This is a genomic window from Pseudomonas sp. BF-R-19, from assembly GCF_019956445.1.
GTDB lineage: Bacteria > Pseudomonadota > Gammaproteobacteria > Pseudomonadales > Pseudomonadaceae > Aquipseudomonas > Aquipseudomonas fluorescens_BH.
Map to the genome: position 1 here is coordinate 41,047 of NZ_JAHBDN010000125.1, position 14,438 is coordinate 55,484.

Annotated in this window: 13 protein-coding genes; 3 read left to right on the forward strand and 10 right to left on the reverse strand. The window is 62.7% G+C overall.

The annotated features are described in order from the left end of the window. Window positions 1-8 precede the first annotated feature (8 nt). From KGB28_RS30875 to KGB28_RS30920, 10 genes are all read right to left on the reverse strand, one after another. Window positions 9-1,175: an acyl-CoA dehydrogenase family protein gene (locus tag KGB28_RS30875; RefSeq protein WP_223449368.1), complete on the reverse strand. Its 1,167-nt coding sequence runs from the start codon at window positions 1,173-1,175 to the stop codon at window positions 9-11. A 10-nt stretch (window positions 1,176-1,185) separates the two neighbouring features. Beyond that, window positions 1,186-1,941, reverse strand: a complete 756-nt coding sequence (locus KGB28_RS30880) for an enoyl-CoA hydratase family protein (RefSeq protein ID WP_223449190.1) — start codon at window positions 1,939-1,941, stop codon at window positions 1,186-1,188. A gap of 30 nt (window positions 1,942-1,971) precedes the next feature. Next, window positions 1,972-3,039 (reverse strand): NAD(P)H-dependent flavin oxidoreductase, encoded by a 1,068-nt coding sequence (locus KGB28_RS30885; protein ID WP_223449191.1) that lies wholly within the window; start codon window positions 3,037-3,039, stop codon window positions 1,972-1,974. A 2-nt stretch (window positions 3,040-3,041) separates the two neighbouring features. Beyond that, on the reverse strand, window positions 3,042-3,914 hold the full coding sequence (locus KGB28_RS30890) for an enoyl-CoA hydratase (RefSeq protein ID WP_223449192.1): 873 nt from the start codon (window positions 3,912-3,914) through the stop codon (window positions 3,042-3,044). A gap of 23 nt (window positions 3,915-3,937) precedes the next feature. Beyond that, entirely contained in the window at window positions 3,938-4,726 is a 789-nt protein-coding gene (locus KGB28_RS30895) for a CoA-transferase subunit beta (RefSeq protein WP_223449193.1), read from the reverse strand. A gap of 11 nt (window positions 4,727-4,737) precedes the next feature. Continuing rightward, window positions 4,738-5,619, reverse strand: a complete 882-nt coding sequence (locus tag KGB28_RS30900) for a CoA transferase subunit A (RefSeq protein ID WP_223449194.1) — start codon at window positions 5,617-5,619, stop codon at window positions 4,738-4,740. Between the two features lie 11 nt (window positions 5,620-5,630). Then, window positions 5,631-6,527 (reverse strand): VOC family protein, encoded by an 897-nt coding sequence (locus KGB28_RS30905; protein ID WP_223449195.1) that lies wholly within the window; start codon window positions 6,525-6,527, stop codon window positions 5,631-5,633. Window positions 6,528-6,785: 258 nt separating this feature from the next. Then, complete coding sequence (locus KGB28_RS30910; RefSeq protein WP_223449196.1) at window positions 6,786-7,145, reverse strand: DUF6124 family protein; 360 nt, start codon at window positions 7,143-7,145, stop codon at window positions 6,786-6,788. 573 nt (window positions 7,146-7,718) lie between these two features. Continuing rightward, window positions 7,719-8,840 carry an LLM class flavin-dependent oxidoreductase gene (locus KGB28_RS30915; protein ID WP_223449197.1) on the reverse strand — a complete coding sequence of 374 codons (1,122 nt, stop codon included), beginning with the start codon at window positions 8,838-8,840 and terminating at the stop codon, window positions 7,719-7,721. Between the two features lie 122 nt (window positions 8,841-8,962). Further along, the gene (locus tag KGB28_RS30920; protein WP_223449198.1) at window positions 8,963-10,147 is read right to left on the reverse strand and encodes a flavin-dependent monooxygenase; all 1,185 of its coding nucleotides are present in this window, start codon (window positions 10,145-10,147) and stop codon (window positions 8,963-8,965) included. 1,337 nt (window positions 10,148-11,484) lie between these two features. Here KGB28_RS30920 and KGB28_RS30925 point away from each other — a divergent pair. From KGB28_RS30925 to KGB28_RS30935, 3 genes are read left to right on the forward strand one after another with little or no spacing between them, the layout of a single operon-like run. Next, the gene (locus tag KGB28_RS30925; RefSeq protein ID WP_223449199.1) at window positions 11,485-12,000 is read left to right on the forward strand and encodes a flavin reductase family protein; all 516 of its coding nucleotides are present in this window, start codon (window positions 11,485-11,487) and stop codon (window positions 11,998-12,000) included. A gap of 9 nt (window positions 12,001-12,009) precedes the next feature. After that, entirely contained in the window at window positions 12,010-13,689 is a 1,680-nt protein-coding gene (locus KGB28_RS30930; RefSeq protein WP_223449200.1) for an FAD-binding protein, read from the forward strand. Beyond that, window positions 13,677-14,432, forward strand: a complete 756-nt coding sequence (locus KGB28_RS30935; RefSeq protein ID WP_223449201.1) for a glucose 1-dehydrogenase — start codon at window positions 13,677-13,679, stop codon at window positions 14,430-14,432. Before KGB28_RS30930 ends, KGB28_RS30935 begins: the two co-directional genes overlap by 13 nt. The last annotated feature ends 6 nt before the right edge of the window (window positions 14,433-14,438 follow it).

Genomic DNA, 14,438 nt, shown 5'->3' on the forward strand with positions numbered 1-14,438 from the left:
TCTACTCCTCAGGCACGCGGCATGCCGAGCATGCGTTCGGCAATGATGTTGCGCTGGATCTCGTTGGTGCCGGCGTAGATCGGCCCGGCCTGGGCAAACAGGAAACCTTCCAGCCAATGACCGACGTCACCGGCGGCCGGGGCTTGCGGCAGCAGTTCGCCGCGCAGGCCGAGAATACTCATGGCGGTGTCGTGCATGCGCTGATCGAGTTCCGACCAGAAGATCTTGTTGGTCGACGATTCCGGCCCGATCTTGCCGCCCTGCACCAGTTGCGAAGCAGTCATGTAGGTGCTCAGGGTGTAGGCCTCGGCATCAAGCCAGGCGCGCATCACCGCCTCGCCAATGGCCGGGTCGCGGTCGGCGTGCTCACGGTTGGCCAGGTACAACTGCACCAGACGCTTGGCGGTTTCCTGGAAGCGCGCCGGTGAACGCAGCAACAAACCACGCTCGAAACCAGCGGTGGACATCGCCACGTGCCAGCCCATGCCTTCGCCACCGAGGGCGTTTTCCACCGGCACCTTGACGTCGTCGAAGAAAATTTCGGCAAAGCCCGGCAAACCGTTGAGCTGCGGAATCGGCCGCACGGTGATGCCCGGCGTGTCCAGCGGCAGCAGGATGAAGGTCAACCCGTGATGACGCTGGGACTGCGAGTCGGTACGGAAAATACCGAACGCCCAATCCGCCCACACCGCACGGGTCGACCAGGTTTTCTGGCCGTTGATCACGTAGTGGTCGCCCACCCGTTCAGCCTTGGAACGGATCGCCGCCATGTCGGAACCGGCACCCGGCTCGGACCAGGCCTGGGCCCAGATGTCCTCGCCTGTGGCCATGCGCGGCAGGAATCGCGCTTTCTGCTCTTCGCTGCCGTACTCCATCAAGGTTGGGCCGAGCAGGAAGATGCCGTTCTGGTTGACCCGTGCCGGCGCCCCGGAACGGTAGTATTCCTCTTCGAAAATCAGCCATTCGATCAGGTCGCAGCCGCGCCCACCGAGTTCGGTCGGCCAAGTGACCATGCCCCAACGACCTTCATTGAGTTTGGCTTCCCAGGCGCGGTGCTGGGCAAAGCCAGGCTCGGTGTCGAACGATTGCAGCGCTTCACTCGGTACATTGGCCGCCAGCCAGGTCCGCGCCTCGGCGCGAAAGGCCTGCTGGGCCGGGGTATAGGTCAGGTCCATGGATATGCCTTCAGCCGTTGAATCGGGCATCGCGTTTCTCGACGAACGAGTCGCGTGCTTCCTGAGAGTCCAGTGAGCGGTAGGCTTCGAGGGTGAAGCCCTGCTCCCAGCGGTATTTGTCTTCCAGATTGCCGTCTTCGATGCCGCTCAGCGCTTCCTTGGCCAGGCTGATCATGCCGGGGCTCTTGGCGGCGATGGTGCGGGCGATCTGCAACGCGGCGGCGCGCAAGTCTTCGCGCTTGACCACCCGCTCCACCGCGCCCAGGCGGTAGGCCTCGGCGGCGTCGATGGCCTCGCCGGTGAAGTACATGTGGCGGACTTTCTGCACCGGGAACAAACGCTGCAAATGCGCACCGCCGCCCATGGCCCCGCGATCCACTTCCGGCACGCCGAAGGTGGCGCACTCGGACGCGACAATGATGTCGGCGGCGCCGCAGATGCCGATGCCGCCGCCCAGCACGAAGCCGTGCACGGCGACGATCACCGGTTTCGGGTTGCGGTGAATGGCCTTGAAGCTGTCGTAGTTGCCCTTGTTCACCGCGACGATCAGGTTGCCGTCGGCGGCCAGTTCCTTGATATCGACCCCGGCGCAGAAGCCGCGACCTTCGGCACGGATCACGATCACCCGCACATCGCTGTTGCGGCCCAGGCCCTCGATCTCGCTGGCGATATCGGCCCAGCCCTGGCAGTTGAAGGCATTGACCGGTGGTCGGTTGAAGACCAGTTCGGCAATGCCGTGTTCGATGCTGACGCTAAATGGTTTCATGGTTTCCTTCCTTCACAATGCATGGCCCCTTCACGACACACGGCGACACAGCTCGCCCAGGCGCGCTTCGGCGTCGCGGACGATCTGTTCAATCAATTGGGCGCAGCTGGGCAAGCTGTCGATGGATGCGGCGATCTGCCCGGCGGGCAACACGCCCGCGGCCGGTTGCCCGTCGACCATGGCTTTCTGGATCACCATCGGCGCGTTGGCGGCCATGATGCTTTGCGCGGCGGTCAGCTCTCCGCTGCCGCGCATCTTCAGCGCGCTAGTGAGCAACTGGGTCAGGCTCATGCCCGTATGGCGGCGGTAGGCCAGGCCACTCTGCAAGGCCAGCAACAGGCGCTTGAGGCCGCCGCTGTTTTCCAGCTGGTTGAGCAATTCGTTGCGGATCATCCGTTGCGGCATACCGTCGATGGCGCGACTGATGATGATCGCCGCCGGGTCCTTGACCGCCAGGTAACGGGCAAGCGTCGCCTGGGGCACCGGGCTGTCGGCGCACATCAAAAAGCGAGTGCCCATGGCGATGCCTTCGGCGCCGTAGGCCAAGGCCGAAACCAGCCCTTTGCCATCCTTGAATCCGCCGGCCGCCACCACGGGCACCGACACGGCATTGACCACCTGATCAAGCAGCATCGAAGTAGGTACGGAACCGGTGTGTCCCCCGCCCTCGCCGCCCTGTACGGTCACCGCATCGGCGCCCATTTCCACGGCTTTCTGCGCATGCTTGAGCGCGCCCACCGTGGGAATGCACACCACCCCGGCGTCCTTCAGACGGCTGATCATTTGCTTGCCCGGCGAACGGCTGTAGCTGACCGCCCGGACTTTGTGGCGCAACACCAGCTCGACGATCTCGCCGGCATTGGCCTGGTACATATGGAAATTCACCCCGAACGGCTGATCGGTCAGGCGCCGGGTTTCGATAATCGCCGCTTCCATCTGCTGCGGTTCGATGGTCGCCCCGGCGAGAAAACCAAAGCCACCGGCATTGCCCGTGGCCGCCACCAGTTTCGGGTCGGCGACCCAGCCCATGGCGGTCTGGATGATCGGATAACGGCACCCGAGCAGTTGTGTTAAACGGGTATTCAACGAGATCGCCATGCTCACGCCTCGCCCGTTTTGCGCTGGGAACTGGCCATGGCCTTGGCGTCGTAGCCGCCGAGACGGTCGCCGGACACCAGTTCATTGTGGGCATGGGCAAAGTGATGCAGGCCGAACACCATGTCCATGGTTGCGCGCTTGCCCATCAGGTCTTCGGCGTTGTTCACCGCTTGCTTGCTCAGTTGCAGGCCCAGGCGCGGCATCTGCGCGATGCGCCCGGCGATGTCGAGGGTCTGTTGTTCCAGTTCGTCGCGAGCCACCACCCGATTGAGCATGCCCATCTGATAGGCGCGTGGCGCCGGCATGCGCTCGCCGAGGAACAGGAACTCCTTGGCGATGCGCGGGTTCAGTTCATGCACGTGGGCGAAATACTCCACACCGGGAATGCCCATGCGCACCACCGGATCGGCGAAGTAGGCATCTTCGCTGGCGACGATCAGGTCGCAGACCCAGGCCAGCATCAACCCACCGGCAATGCACGCGCCCTGGACCATGGCGATGGTCGGCTTGGGCATCTCGCGCCAGCGGCGGCACATGCCCAGATAGACTTCCTGCTCGCGGGCATAGAGAAACTCGCCGCCCGGTTTGTTCACATGGTCGTACCACAGGCTGGCGCGGTCGAAGGTCTTGTCGACGTCGCGGTCCGGGGTGCCGATGTCATGCCCGGCGGAGAAATGCTTGCCGGCACCACGCAGCACGATGACCTTCACTTCATCGTCATCGCAGGCCCGGCGAAACGCCGCATCCAACGCATAAGTCATCTGCGAGTTCTGCGCGTTGTGGAACTCGGGGCGGTTCATGGTGACCAGGGCCACCGCGCCACGCACCTCGTACAGCACCACCTCGGCCTGATTGTTATCGTTATGTTCAGCCATCACTTTTCTCCGCAACGCGTTGCTCAGCGTTGGCCTGGCGGGTTGTCTTTGAGTTGCAGGGCGCGCAGGTTGTGCGGGTCCAGGCGCTGGATCAGCTGCAACTGCTCGGCCGTCGGTGCTGCCGTGGTCGGACAGTCATCCGGAACGTGCAGCTCGAAGCCGGTGTTGTCCTGGACTTGCGCCGCCGTCACGCCGGGGTGCAGCGAACGGATGCGCATCTGCCGCTGCGGGCCCTGGAAATCCAGGACACAGAGGTCGGTGATGATCAGGCGGATGTCGATGTCGTCCAGCGACCAGCCTCGCGCCAGGCGGGCCGGGTTGTAACCGACCGAGGCGACCATATCGACCTCGCCTTCGACGAACACCCGACGGTTATGGCTCGGCACGCAAAACGAGTTGGCGTGGCTGATCGAGTTGCCAGGGAAACCGCGCACGCCGAGCATCTGCGCCTTGGGTTTGGCGTAGTCGCCGATGCAGGAAATGTTGGCCTGACCGTAACGGTCGATCTGGGTCGGGCCGACCAGTGCATGGCGCTTGCCGCCCCAGACGTTGTCGAAAATCCGCGAGAAACCCATCCAGCTGTCGCGCTTGGGTTCGTAGCTTTTACGTGCGCCCAGCGGCACCGGTTCGGCGACCATGTAGGCTTCGGAGTCGGTCATCAGCAGTTGCGGGTTGCTGGTCAGCATGGCCAGCGATGCCGCCAGGCGCGGGATCACGCCGATGCCGGAGGCCAATACTTCGCCGTCTTCGCGCCAGGCTTCAGAGGCCGCGCAGATCATCAACTCAGCGAGGCTGAAATCAGTAGTGCTCATCGAAAGGCTCCTTAGAAAATCGGCAACGGCAGTTCACGGATCGCAGCCAGGCCGCCGACCTTTTCCAGATACTGTTCGTGGGTGCAGTCGACGTAGTCGCGCACGTAGCCTTCCCAGCCATCGGCCGCCTGGACCGTGGCGTTGTAGGCCTTGAAGTGCGCGACGTCGAAACCGTACAGCGGCGCACAGGAAGACGGATGCGCCCCACCCGGCACGTGGGCCACGGCGGTGGTCAGGTTGCGTTCCCAGAACACTTGATGTGCGTGGGCGGCGTCCTGATGGAAATACTCGCTGTCGACCAGCTCATCGCAGGTCACGTAGCTGTGGGTCGCGGCCCGCACGAACAAGTCGTCCATGTAGTGATCCGGACCGCTGATCTGGCACACGCCGCGTTTGTCGGCGCGGTCGACATGCACCAGCGCCGCGTCGAGCTTAAGCGCCGGCATGGCCACCCAGTCCTTGCCGTCGGCATAGGGCGAGGCGATCAACTTGATCTGGCGGTTGTGGCGCAGCACGTCAGTGCCCAGGCCCACCGCCGTCGGAATGAACGGCACATTCATTGCCGCTGCGCGCAGACCGAGCAGCAGCATGCCTTCGTCGATCTCCATCACTTCCAGCGCCGCTTCCTGGCGCGCCTTGCGGAAGTACGGCTCCAGCGGAATGAAATCCAGGGACACGAAGGCGAACACCAGTTTCTTGATCTTGCCGGCCGCGCAGAGCATGCCGACATCGGCACCACCGTAGGCGACCACGGTCAGGTCCTTGAGGTCCGAGCGCAGAATCTCGCGCACCAGCGCCATCGGCTTGCGGCGCGGGCCCCAGCCTCCGATACCGATGGTCATGCCGTCACGCAGTTGGCCGACGATCTCGGCGGTGCTCATTTGCTTGTCCATCGTCTTGTTCCTCATTGGCGACCGACACTGAAGTCGTGGCCCCAGTGGCTGACCACGGTGCTTTCGAACGGCGTGTGGCGGTCCCAGTCGACCACCAGGCCATCGCAGCCGTACTCCAGGTCAAACCCGGACGGGGTCTTGATATAGAAAGAAATCATCTGGTCGTTGGTGTGCTGGCCGAGGGTGGCCGACAGCTTCACGCCGTTGGCGTGCACGCGGTCCAGCGCACGGCCGACTTCGTCCAGCGCGTTGACCTCGACCATCATGTGCACGCAACCGTGAGGCATCGGGCACTCGAAAATCGCCAGCGAGTGGTGGCGGCCGTTGTTGCAGTGCAGGAAGTGAATGCGCTTTTGCGGCTCGGCCGGGTCCGGGGTGAAGCGGACTTTCATCAGGTCCGACAGGCCGAAACCCATCACCTGTTCGTAGAAGTCGCGGCAGCGCTCGAAGGCCGGGGCTGGCAATACGACGTGGCCCATGCCGAGGTCGTTGGTAACGAAACCTTTGACGCCCACTGGCGAGACGAAACGGGCGAAGTCCTGCAGCGGGCCCCAGAACAGTTCGTGGCGATTGCCATCCGGGTCGCTGAAGTGCACCAGCTCCTGGACCTTGCGCAACTCGGCCTCGGCCGCAGTGCCACGGGTCACTTGCACGTCGGCCTGTTGCAGCTCGCTGACCGCCTGTTCCAGCGCCGCCTTGCCGGCCACTTCCCAACCGCAGGCACCAAAGCGGTTCTCGGCGTTCTTCTGCACCAGGAGGCGGTAGTGGCGCTCGTCCATCTTCAGGTACAGGTGCTCGTCGTCATCGCTGCCGATGACCATCATGCCCAACACCTGGCTTGCGTAATGGCGCCATTGCGCCAGGTCGCTGGACAGCAGGGTGACGTAACCCAGACCACGGATATCCATGGATGCACTCCTCGTTTTTCTCAGGCGGTGCCGCCCTTCGGCGACTGCCGGGGGAGACTTTATGTAGGGCCTATTCAAGCGGGTTCGGGGAGGGGCAACATCGTCCAATGGGACTAGCGGATTTGGTGGGGTACACGCATCAAAAACTGTGGGAGCGGGCTTGCTCGCGAAGGCGGCGTGTCAGGCAACATGAATGTTGAATGTGCCGGCCTCTTCGCGAGCAAGCCCGCTCCCACAGGGGTAGGTGGTGTTGCGGGTTTATGCTGGCGGGTCGATTTGATCGAGCACGCGGTTCGCGGTGATTTCGGCCAGCATGACGCTATTGGAAATACCCAGCAGGGCATTGCGGTCACCGCCCTCCAGATGATCCACCAGTTGATGCACCATCACATCCACCGAGGCCAGGGTCTCGACCAGATAGACCACCAGGGTTTCGGTCGTGGCCCCGGGGTCGACGCTGAACAGCGTGTTGATTGTTCGAGGGGTGGCTTTGATGTCGGCGGTCGAGGGGAAGTGGTAAGCGAGGGCTCGCTCGGCGGCCTCGTTGAGTTTTTTTGAATCGGGTTCGTACGGGGATGCCGGATCGGTGTCCGGCGGGTTTGGTGTGACCTTGAACATAGTGTGGATTCCTGATGTGGGCTGGAAACCACTTCTCTACTAAAAGAAGGGGTGGCAGCTGTACGCAGGTTAGTAGACCGGGGAATCCAAGAAGCCGGCGCGCCCAAGGGCGCCCTACGTACAGCCACCATCAAAATGCAGGCACAAAACCTGATTGATGCGTCGTACGTCTCGGATTAAGCCACGGGCTACTAAACCCGATCACTGGGAGTCAGTGACACGAATCAAGTTACCGAGGGGGCCCAAGGCGCACAAGCCGGCGGATTCTGGCGTACCTGTAGGCAACGACGCAAGGCGTTGTAGCTTTCATCAAGTAACGCTGACAGCCGTTAAATATGCGCTGTTTAAAGATTCACAAGGGATTGGTGCAGGCATAAAAAAACGGGCCTTGGGGACCCGTTGGAAAGTTGGCCTGACGTCCTTGCCTGGCCTGAAATGCGGTCAAACTGTGGGAGCGGGCTTGCTCGCGAAGGCGGTGTGTCAGGCAGCATAAATGTTGAATGTGCCGGCCTCTTCGCGAGCAAGCCCGCTCCCACAGGGGTTGTGCGGTGTTCATGCCTTATGTGGCAGGACTTAGCCCTTGCGGAAGTGCGGAATCACCTTCTCGCCAATGTTCTTCAAGGTCTCCAGCTGCGCCCACTGCGGCACGGTGCCCATCTGGCAGATGAACAGGATTTCGTCGGCGCCGGCATCGATCAGGCGCTGCACGTAGCCGATGCAATCCTCGACGGAGCCGTAGGCGTGGTTCGGGTTCATCATGGCCATGGTCGGATCGGAGAAGTCGACGCTGACTTCTTCCGAGGCGAAGCGCGACTTGATCACGCTCTGGCCGTTGCCATCGACGTAGGTGTCGTCTTTCCACTTCTCCGGGTCCGGACGCTCACCGCCGCCGTACCAGTAGCCCAGGGATTCCATGAAGTAGCGCTGGCCACGGATACCGATACGGCGCGCTTCTGCGTTGTCGTCCAGCACGATGGCCGGGCACAGCGCGGCGATGTGACGGTTAGGACGGAAGCCCACTTGCTTCTTCTCATCGCGGTTGTCGTAGGCCGTGTGATACACCTCGACCTTCTTGGCGATCTCTTCCGGGCCACCGAAGCCCAGCACCAGTGCGCCCATGCCGCGACCGCCGGCATTCTTCAGCGACTCGGTGTTGGTGCATGCCAGGTACATCGGCGGGTGCGGATCCTGGTAAGGCTTTGGATGGATCGGGCGCTTGGGGATCTGCACGAAGTCGCCGTTGTGCTCGATCTCGTCCTGTACGAACATTTTCGGGATCAGGTACATCATCTCGTCGATCTGCGGCTGCAAGGTCGCCAGGTCGTAGCCGAAGGTGCCGGCTTCCTGCTGGGTGCCGCCCTTGCCCACGCCAAAGTGCACACGGCCCTTGGACAACAGGTCGAGGGTGGCGATGCGCTCGGCGACTTTCACCGGATGGTTCATCGCCGGAGGCAGGCAGACCACGCCGTGGCCGATGCCGATGCGTTCGGTTTTACCGGCAACGAACGCCAGCATGGTTTCCGGCGCGGACATGTGCGAGTAGTTGCTCAGCGCGGTGTGCTCCACGCACCAGAAGGTGTCGAAACCCAGCTTGTCGGCGAGCACGGCCTGCTCAACGGTGTCTTCAAAAATCTTGCGGTCGCCTTCACGGCTGGAATCCACCGTCTGTGCTTCGTAAATCAGGGAAAATTTCATGGTTGATCCTTGTGCTTATTTGGATGCGCAGTCGGCGCCAGAGACCTGTGCCTTGCGCCCATGCTCGGGTATTGGCAGGGCGCTCGAATCACGCAAACGGACTAGCCGATTCGGTTAAAAAATCAGAGGAAAAAGTCGTTACTGTCCTGCCCCATGCTCACGCCGCCGAGATTCCAGGCGTACTTGGCCGGGCTGTTGGCGACGTGGGCGCGACCGGTGTGAATGTCGCGGAAGGCACGGTTGATCGGATGGCTGCGGAAGATCGTCGAAGCACCGCTGTTGAACATCAGGTCGCCAACGGCCTTGGCACACTTGTCGGCCACCAGCGCCGAGTCGTAACGCATTTTCACCCGCTCAGGCATGCTCAACGGCTCACCCTTCTGCGCGCGCTCCAGCATCAGGGCGAAGTTGCGATGCAGCGCGGTCTTGCACTCGTCGACGCAGACCATGGCATTGGCCAGCGCCGCTTGCGCGGCCGGGTCCTGGACCATTTTGCGACCGTCATTGACCCCGACCCGGGCGCGGTTGTGCTCGACAAACTGATCCACCGCGCCTTGCAGGGCACCGATAGCGGACGACGAAACCGCACGCACGAAAATCTGCCCGAATGGCAGGCGGAACAACGGCGAGGTATTCACCGCGTTGCCCGGACTGTTCTGCATGAAACCGTCCAGGGAGCGATGAGTGCGGTACTCGGGAACGAAAGCGTTCTCGACCAGAATGTCGTGGGAACCGGTGGCTTCCAGACCCATGACGTTCCAGTTGTCGAGAATCTGGTAGTCGTTGCGCGGCACCAGGAACGTCCGGTAATCCGGCGCCCCACCCGCCTCTTCCGGCGGCACCAGCGCACCGAGGAACGCCCAGTCGCAATGCTTGCTGCCGGAAGAAAAGCCCCAGCGCCCGCTCAACTTGAAGCCACCGTCGACGCGTTCGACCTTGCCGACCGGCATATAGGAAGACGAGATCAGCACGCTGGAATCGTTGCCCCAGACATCCTGCGCGGCGCGGTCGTCAAACAGCGCCAGTTGCCAGTTGTGGATCGCCACCACCCCCAGTACCCAGGCCGAGGACATGCAGCCTTCGGCAAGGGTCATCTGTACGTCGAAGAAATCCTTGGGCTCCAGCTCATAGCCTTCCCAACGAGATGGTTGCAGGATGCGAAAGAACCCGGCGTCCTGGAAATCCTTCAGGGTTTCTTCAGGCAACTGGCCTGCTTGCGCGGCGTTCAGGGCGCGTTCACGCAGGATCGGCACCAACTCCCGGGCACGTTGGCTCAGACGCTGGCGAATCAGGTCTTGGTTGAGCATTTTTATTGTTCTCCTTTGTTCACCCCATCCGCCGGGGCGCGCGTGCAACGGGGCGGGTGTAGCGCCCCTACACTGGCATTCAAGCAATGCGCAACAGAGTGGACATCCCTCAAACGGACCATATGGTTTTGGGGGAACAGGTATCAGGGGGTGTATCTGAAAGGGATGTGTTGGTTGGCAGGCCGCCATCGCGAGCAGGCTCGCTCCCACATTGGGTCTCCGGTTTTACTCGGGACTTGTGGTCACTGAAGATCCCTGTGGGAGCGAGCCTGCTCGCGATGGCTTTGTATCAGGAGATGATTGTTTTGTGGGTGTACATATCCGTTGCTGCGGTAACGGCCTCCGGCGGTTCCGCTCTTACAGCGGGTCACTTGGAAAAGCCCCAAGTAACCAAGGGCTCTTGCCCCTGACGTTCGGTGCCTCGCTTAGGCTCGGCATGCCCTCGCTCCGGTCCTGCTCCGTGGGCCCGCCGCCATCGGCCATCCATGGCCGACGGCGGCTAACCCGGCATCCATGCCGGGTTGCCCACTACGCAGAACCTCCACTCGGCCTCACGAGGGGGCAAGAAGATCAAGATCAAAAGCCAAAGCGAGGCGGCCTACCGGCCGGCCTGTTTGCGGGGTTCGTTCGCCTGTGATGCTCTTGGTCGACAGGTAGGCCGTCATCGCGAGCAAGCTCGCTCCCACAAGAGGGCGGGGATGTACATGGATTTTGCGCCTGACACTGGTCAAATGTGGGAGCGGCGGTGCGACGATTCGACTTGCTCGCGAAAGCGGAGTGTCAGCCAACAGAGATGTTGAATGATCAACCGCATTCGCGAGCAAGCCCGCTCCCACAAAAAAGCAAAAGCAGAACGGCGTACACCACGCTTCTCACCACTCATCAGGCCGAGCGTTAGCTCGCCTGCAGCTCTTGATCTTGATCCACCCGCCCCCTCGGAAGGCTGAGTGGAGGCGTTCATCCGGGGGGTAGGCGCGCAGCGCCGTTCGGCGCAGCCGAACACATCGAGAGGAGGTCGCGCGAAGCCGACCGGAGGCGATGCCCCCGGATGAATGCCGGAGCGAAGGAACCCCGAGCCTTAGCGAGGGGCCGGACGTTCGGGGCGAGCGCTTTTTTTGCTTACTTTTTTTGAGGCGCTTGTTAAAAAAGTGAGTCGCCGTAAGGGCGAAACCATAAGCCGCCGTTACCGCAGCAACGGATATGTACTCAGTCAACCCAGCAGCCTGGTCGGCCCAAAGGCCGCCAAGGCCAAGACCTAGTCCCCTCGGACGATGCTCCAGACAAGAGCCAGAGCAAGAATCCATCGCACTCCCCAACCAACAAAAAGGCCCAGTGCGATGAACGACGTCAATCTCAAAGCCGACATGCTCCAGGCCATGCGCCGCCTGGCCAAGTCAGTCACCATTATCAGCACCAGCAACGGCTCCGAACGCTTCGCCATGGCCGCCACCGCGGTCGACTCCCTGAGCACCGAACCACCATCGCTGCTGATCTGCGTCAACAAGACCGCCTCGCCCCACGCCGCACTGGCGACCGGCGCCGACTTCTGCGTCAACATCCTCGGCGTCGAACAACAAGACCTGGCCAACCTGTGCAGCGGCGCGATCAAGGGCGAAGCACGCTTCGACCGCGGCAACTGGCTGACCAGCCCAGGCGGCATCCCATACCTGGGTGACGCCCAGTCGGCGATCCTCTGCCGCCAGGACGGCCACTTCAGCTACGGCACCCACACCGTGTTCATCGGACGCATCCTGCAGATTCACACCACCGATGCGATCACCCCGCTGGTCTACCTCGACGGCAGCTACACCACCACCGCCAAACCCACTCCTTCTTTCGCTGTAGCCGGCTGAGGCCTGGACATGGACGGCGTGAACGGGTTGACGGCGTTGCGAGTGAACAGCGCCGACCAGTTGCCATGGGATGACCGTTGCGATCTGCTGATCGTCGGGTTTGGCGGTGCCGGCGCCTGTGCCGCCATCGAAGCCAGCACTCGCGGCCTGTCAGTGCTCGCACTGGATCGCTTCGAAGGCGGCGGCGCCACGGCGCTGAGCGGTGGCGTGGTCTATGCCGGCGGTGGCACGTCGTATCAGCACCAGGCTGGCTATGAAGATACCAGCGACGCCATGTTCAATTACCTGCGCCAGGAAGTCGGCGAAGCGGTCAGCCACGAGACATTGCGCAATTTCTGCGACGGCAGCCGCGAGCAACTGGCCTGGCTGGAGCGCCAGGGCGCGGCGTTCGAGGCCAGCGTGCCGCCGCACAAAACCTCATACCCGAGTGACCAGTACTACCTCTATTACTCCGGCAACGAAGCCGTGCCGGCCTACGCCGCCAGCGCCAAGCCGGCGCCCCGTGGCCACCGCACCAAAGGCCCGGGCATGTCCGGCGCCAGCCTGTTCGCCCCGCTCAAGGCCAGCGCCTTGCGTCATGGCGCGCGCCTGCGCAGCCAGTGCGAAGTGCGGCGATTGGTGCTCGACCTCGACGACAAGGTCCTCGGTGTCGAAGCCTGGCAATTGCCGTCGGGTAGCCGTGCCGCCAAACAACATTCGCGTCTGTCACGCTGGGCCGCCGCCATTCATATGTACGCTCCGGCGTTGGCCGACCGTTTGCGCGCCCGCCAGCGCCACATCGAACAGACCAGCGCCATTCGGCAATTGATTCGCGCCGAACAGGCGGTGTTGCTGAGCAGCGGCGGTTTTATCTTCAATCGCGATCTGGTGCGCCAACACGCGCCACAGTATCTGGCCGGCCTGCCACTGGGCGCCACCGGGTGCAACGGCAGCGGCATCGCCCTGGGCCAAAGTGCTGGCGGCAGCGTGGCGCGGATGGACAAGGTCAGCGCCTGGCGCTTCATCAACCCGCCACTGGCCTGGGCTCGCGGGCTGATCGTCAATGCCCGCGGGCAGCGTTACGCCAACGAAGAAATCTACGGCGCAACCCTCGGCCACGCCATGGTCGAAGAACAGGGTGGTCGCGCCATTCTGATTCTCAATCGGGCGCTGGTTCGAGAAGCACTCAGTCAAGTCGGCCCCGGCAAAGTCTGGAATTTCCAGCGCCTGCCGGTCCTGCTCAATCTGCTGTTCAACGCCAAGCGCAGCAACAGCCTGGCCGGGTTGGCCAAACGTTGCAACCTGCCGCCCGAACTGCTGCGCCAGAGCGTCGAACGCTATTCCCGCGCGGCACGCGGTGAGGTCGCCGACGAGTTCGGCAAATCCGCCGCGATGCTCGCCAACCTCGAACAAGGCCCGTGGTACGCCCTCGACCTGTCCTTCGACAGCAAACTCTTCCCCTGCCCGGTCATCACACTCGGCGGGCTGAAGGTCTGCGAAGACAGCGGTCGGGTGCTGGACCACGCCGGCCAGCCAATAAGCGGCCTGTACAGCGCCGGCCGCAATGCGGTCGGGGTCGCTTCCAACCTGTATGTCTCCGGCCTGTCACTGGCCGACTGCATTTATTCCGGTCGCCGGGCTGCCGCCCACGTGGCCGACCAATTCGCACTTCAAACCGCACGATCAGGAGAACAACAATGCAACGTGTAGAAGGCAAAGTCTGCATCATCACCGGCGCCGCCAGCGGCATCGGTCGCGAAGACGCCCTGCTGCTGGCCCGCGAAGGTGCCAAAGTGGTGCTGACCGACCTCAATGAAGAGGCCGGTCGCCAGGTGGCTACAGAAATCGGCGCCAATGCGCTGTTCATCCGCCACGACATCGCCAGCGAAAGCGATTGGCAACACGTCGTTAAAACCACCGTCGAACACTTCGGCCGCCTCGACGTACTGGTCAACAACGCCGCGATCCTGGCCCTGGGCAGTATCGAAGACACCACCCTGGAGCTGTGGCAGAAGGTGCAGAAGATCAACGGCGAAGGCTACTTCCTCGGCTGCAAGTACGCGATCCAGGTCATGAAGGAAACCGGCGGCGGTTCGATCATCAACATGTCGTCGGTCGCGGCCTTGGGCGCGATGCCGATGTTCTGCGCTTACTCGGCGTCCAAAGGCGCGGTGGCGGCGATGACCCGTTCCATTGCGCTGCACTGCAAGCAGCAGGGCTACCGCATTCGCTGCAACAGCGTGCACCCGGATGGCGTGAACACGCCGATGACCCAGGCCCTGGCTGGTGGTCAGCCGATCCCGCAGGAAGCGCTGGACCAGGACCCGATGAACCGCATGGCCGCGCCACGGGACATTGCCAACGTGGTGCTGTTCCTCGCCGCCGACGAGTCGCGGTTCGTCAACGGTGCCGAGATCCGCGTCGACAACGCCCAACTGATCAGCGGGCTCTGAGGCCGA

Bases quoted from the DNA above. Each gene is read 5' to 3' on its own strand.
- KGB28_RS30925 (WP_223449199.1), top strand. From the start codon at position 11,485: ATGAACGACGTCAATCTCAAAGCCGACATGCTCCAGGCCATGCGCCGC.
- KGB28_RS30880 (WP_223449190.1), bottom strand. From the start codon at position 1,941: ATGAAACCATTTAGCGTCAGCATCGAACACGGCATTGCCGAACTGGTC.
- KGB28_RS30895 (WP_223449193.1), bottom strand. From the start codon at position 4,726: ATGAGCACTACTGATTTCAGCCTCGCTGAGTTGATGATCTGCGCGGCC.
- KGB28_RS30875 (WP_223449368.1), bottom strand. From the start codon at position 1,175: ATGGACCTGACCTATACCCCGGCCCAGCAGGCCTTTCGCGCCGAGGCG.
- KGB28_RS30910 (WP_223449196.1), bottom strand. From the start codon at position 7,145: ATGTTCAAGGTCACACCAAACCCGCCGGACACCGATCCGGCATCCCCG.
- KGB28_RS30900 (WP_223449194.1), bottom strand. From the start codon at position 5,619: ATGGACAAGCAAATGAGCACCGCCGAGATCGTCGGCCAACTGCGTGAC.
- KGB28_RS30920 (WP_223449198.1), bottom strand. From the start codon at position 10,147: ATGCTCAACCAAGACCTGATTCGCCAGCGTCTGAGCCAACGTGCCCGG.
- KGB28_RS30915 (WP_223449197.1), bottom strand. From the start codon at position 8,840: ATGAAATTTTCCCTGATTTACGAAGCACAGACGGTGGATTCCAGCCGT.
- KGB28_RS30935 (WP_223449201.1), top strand. From the start codon at position 13,677: ATGCAACGTGTAGAAGGCAAAGTCTGCATCATCACCGGCGCCGCCAGC.
- KGB28_RS30930 (WP_223449200.1), top strand. From the start codon at position 12,010: ATGGACGGCGTGAACGGGTTGACGGCGTTGCGAGTGAACAGCGCCGAC.
- KGB28_RS30905 (WP_223449195.1), bottom strand. From the start codon at position 6,527: ATGGATATCCGTGGTCTGGGTTACGTCACCCTGCTGTCCAGCGACCTG.
- KGB28_RS30885 (WP_223449191.1), bottom strand. From the start codon at position 3,039: ATGGCGATCTCGTTGAATACCCGTTTAACACAACTGCTCGGGTGCCGT.
- KGB28_RS30890 (WP_223449192.1), bottom strand. From the start codon at position 3,914: ATGGCTGAACATAACGATAACAATCAGGCCGAGGTGGTGCTGTACGAG.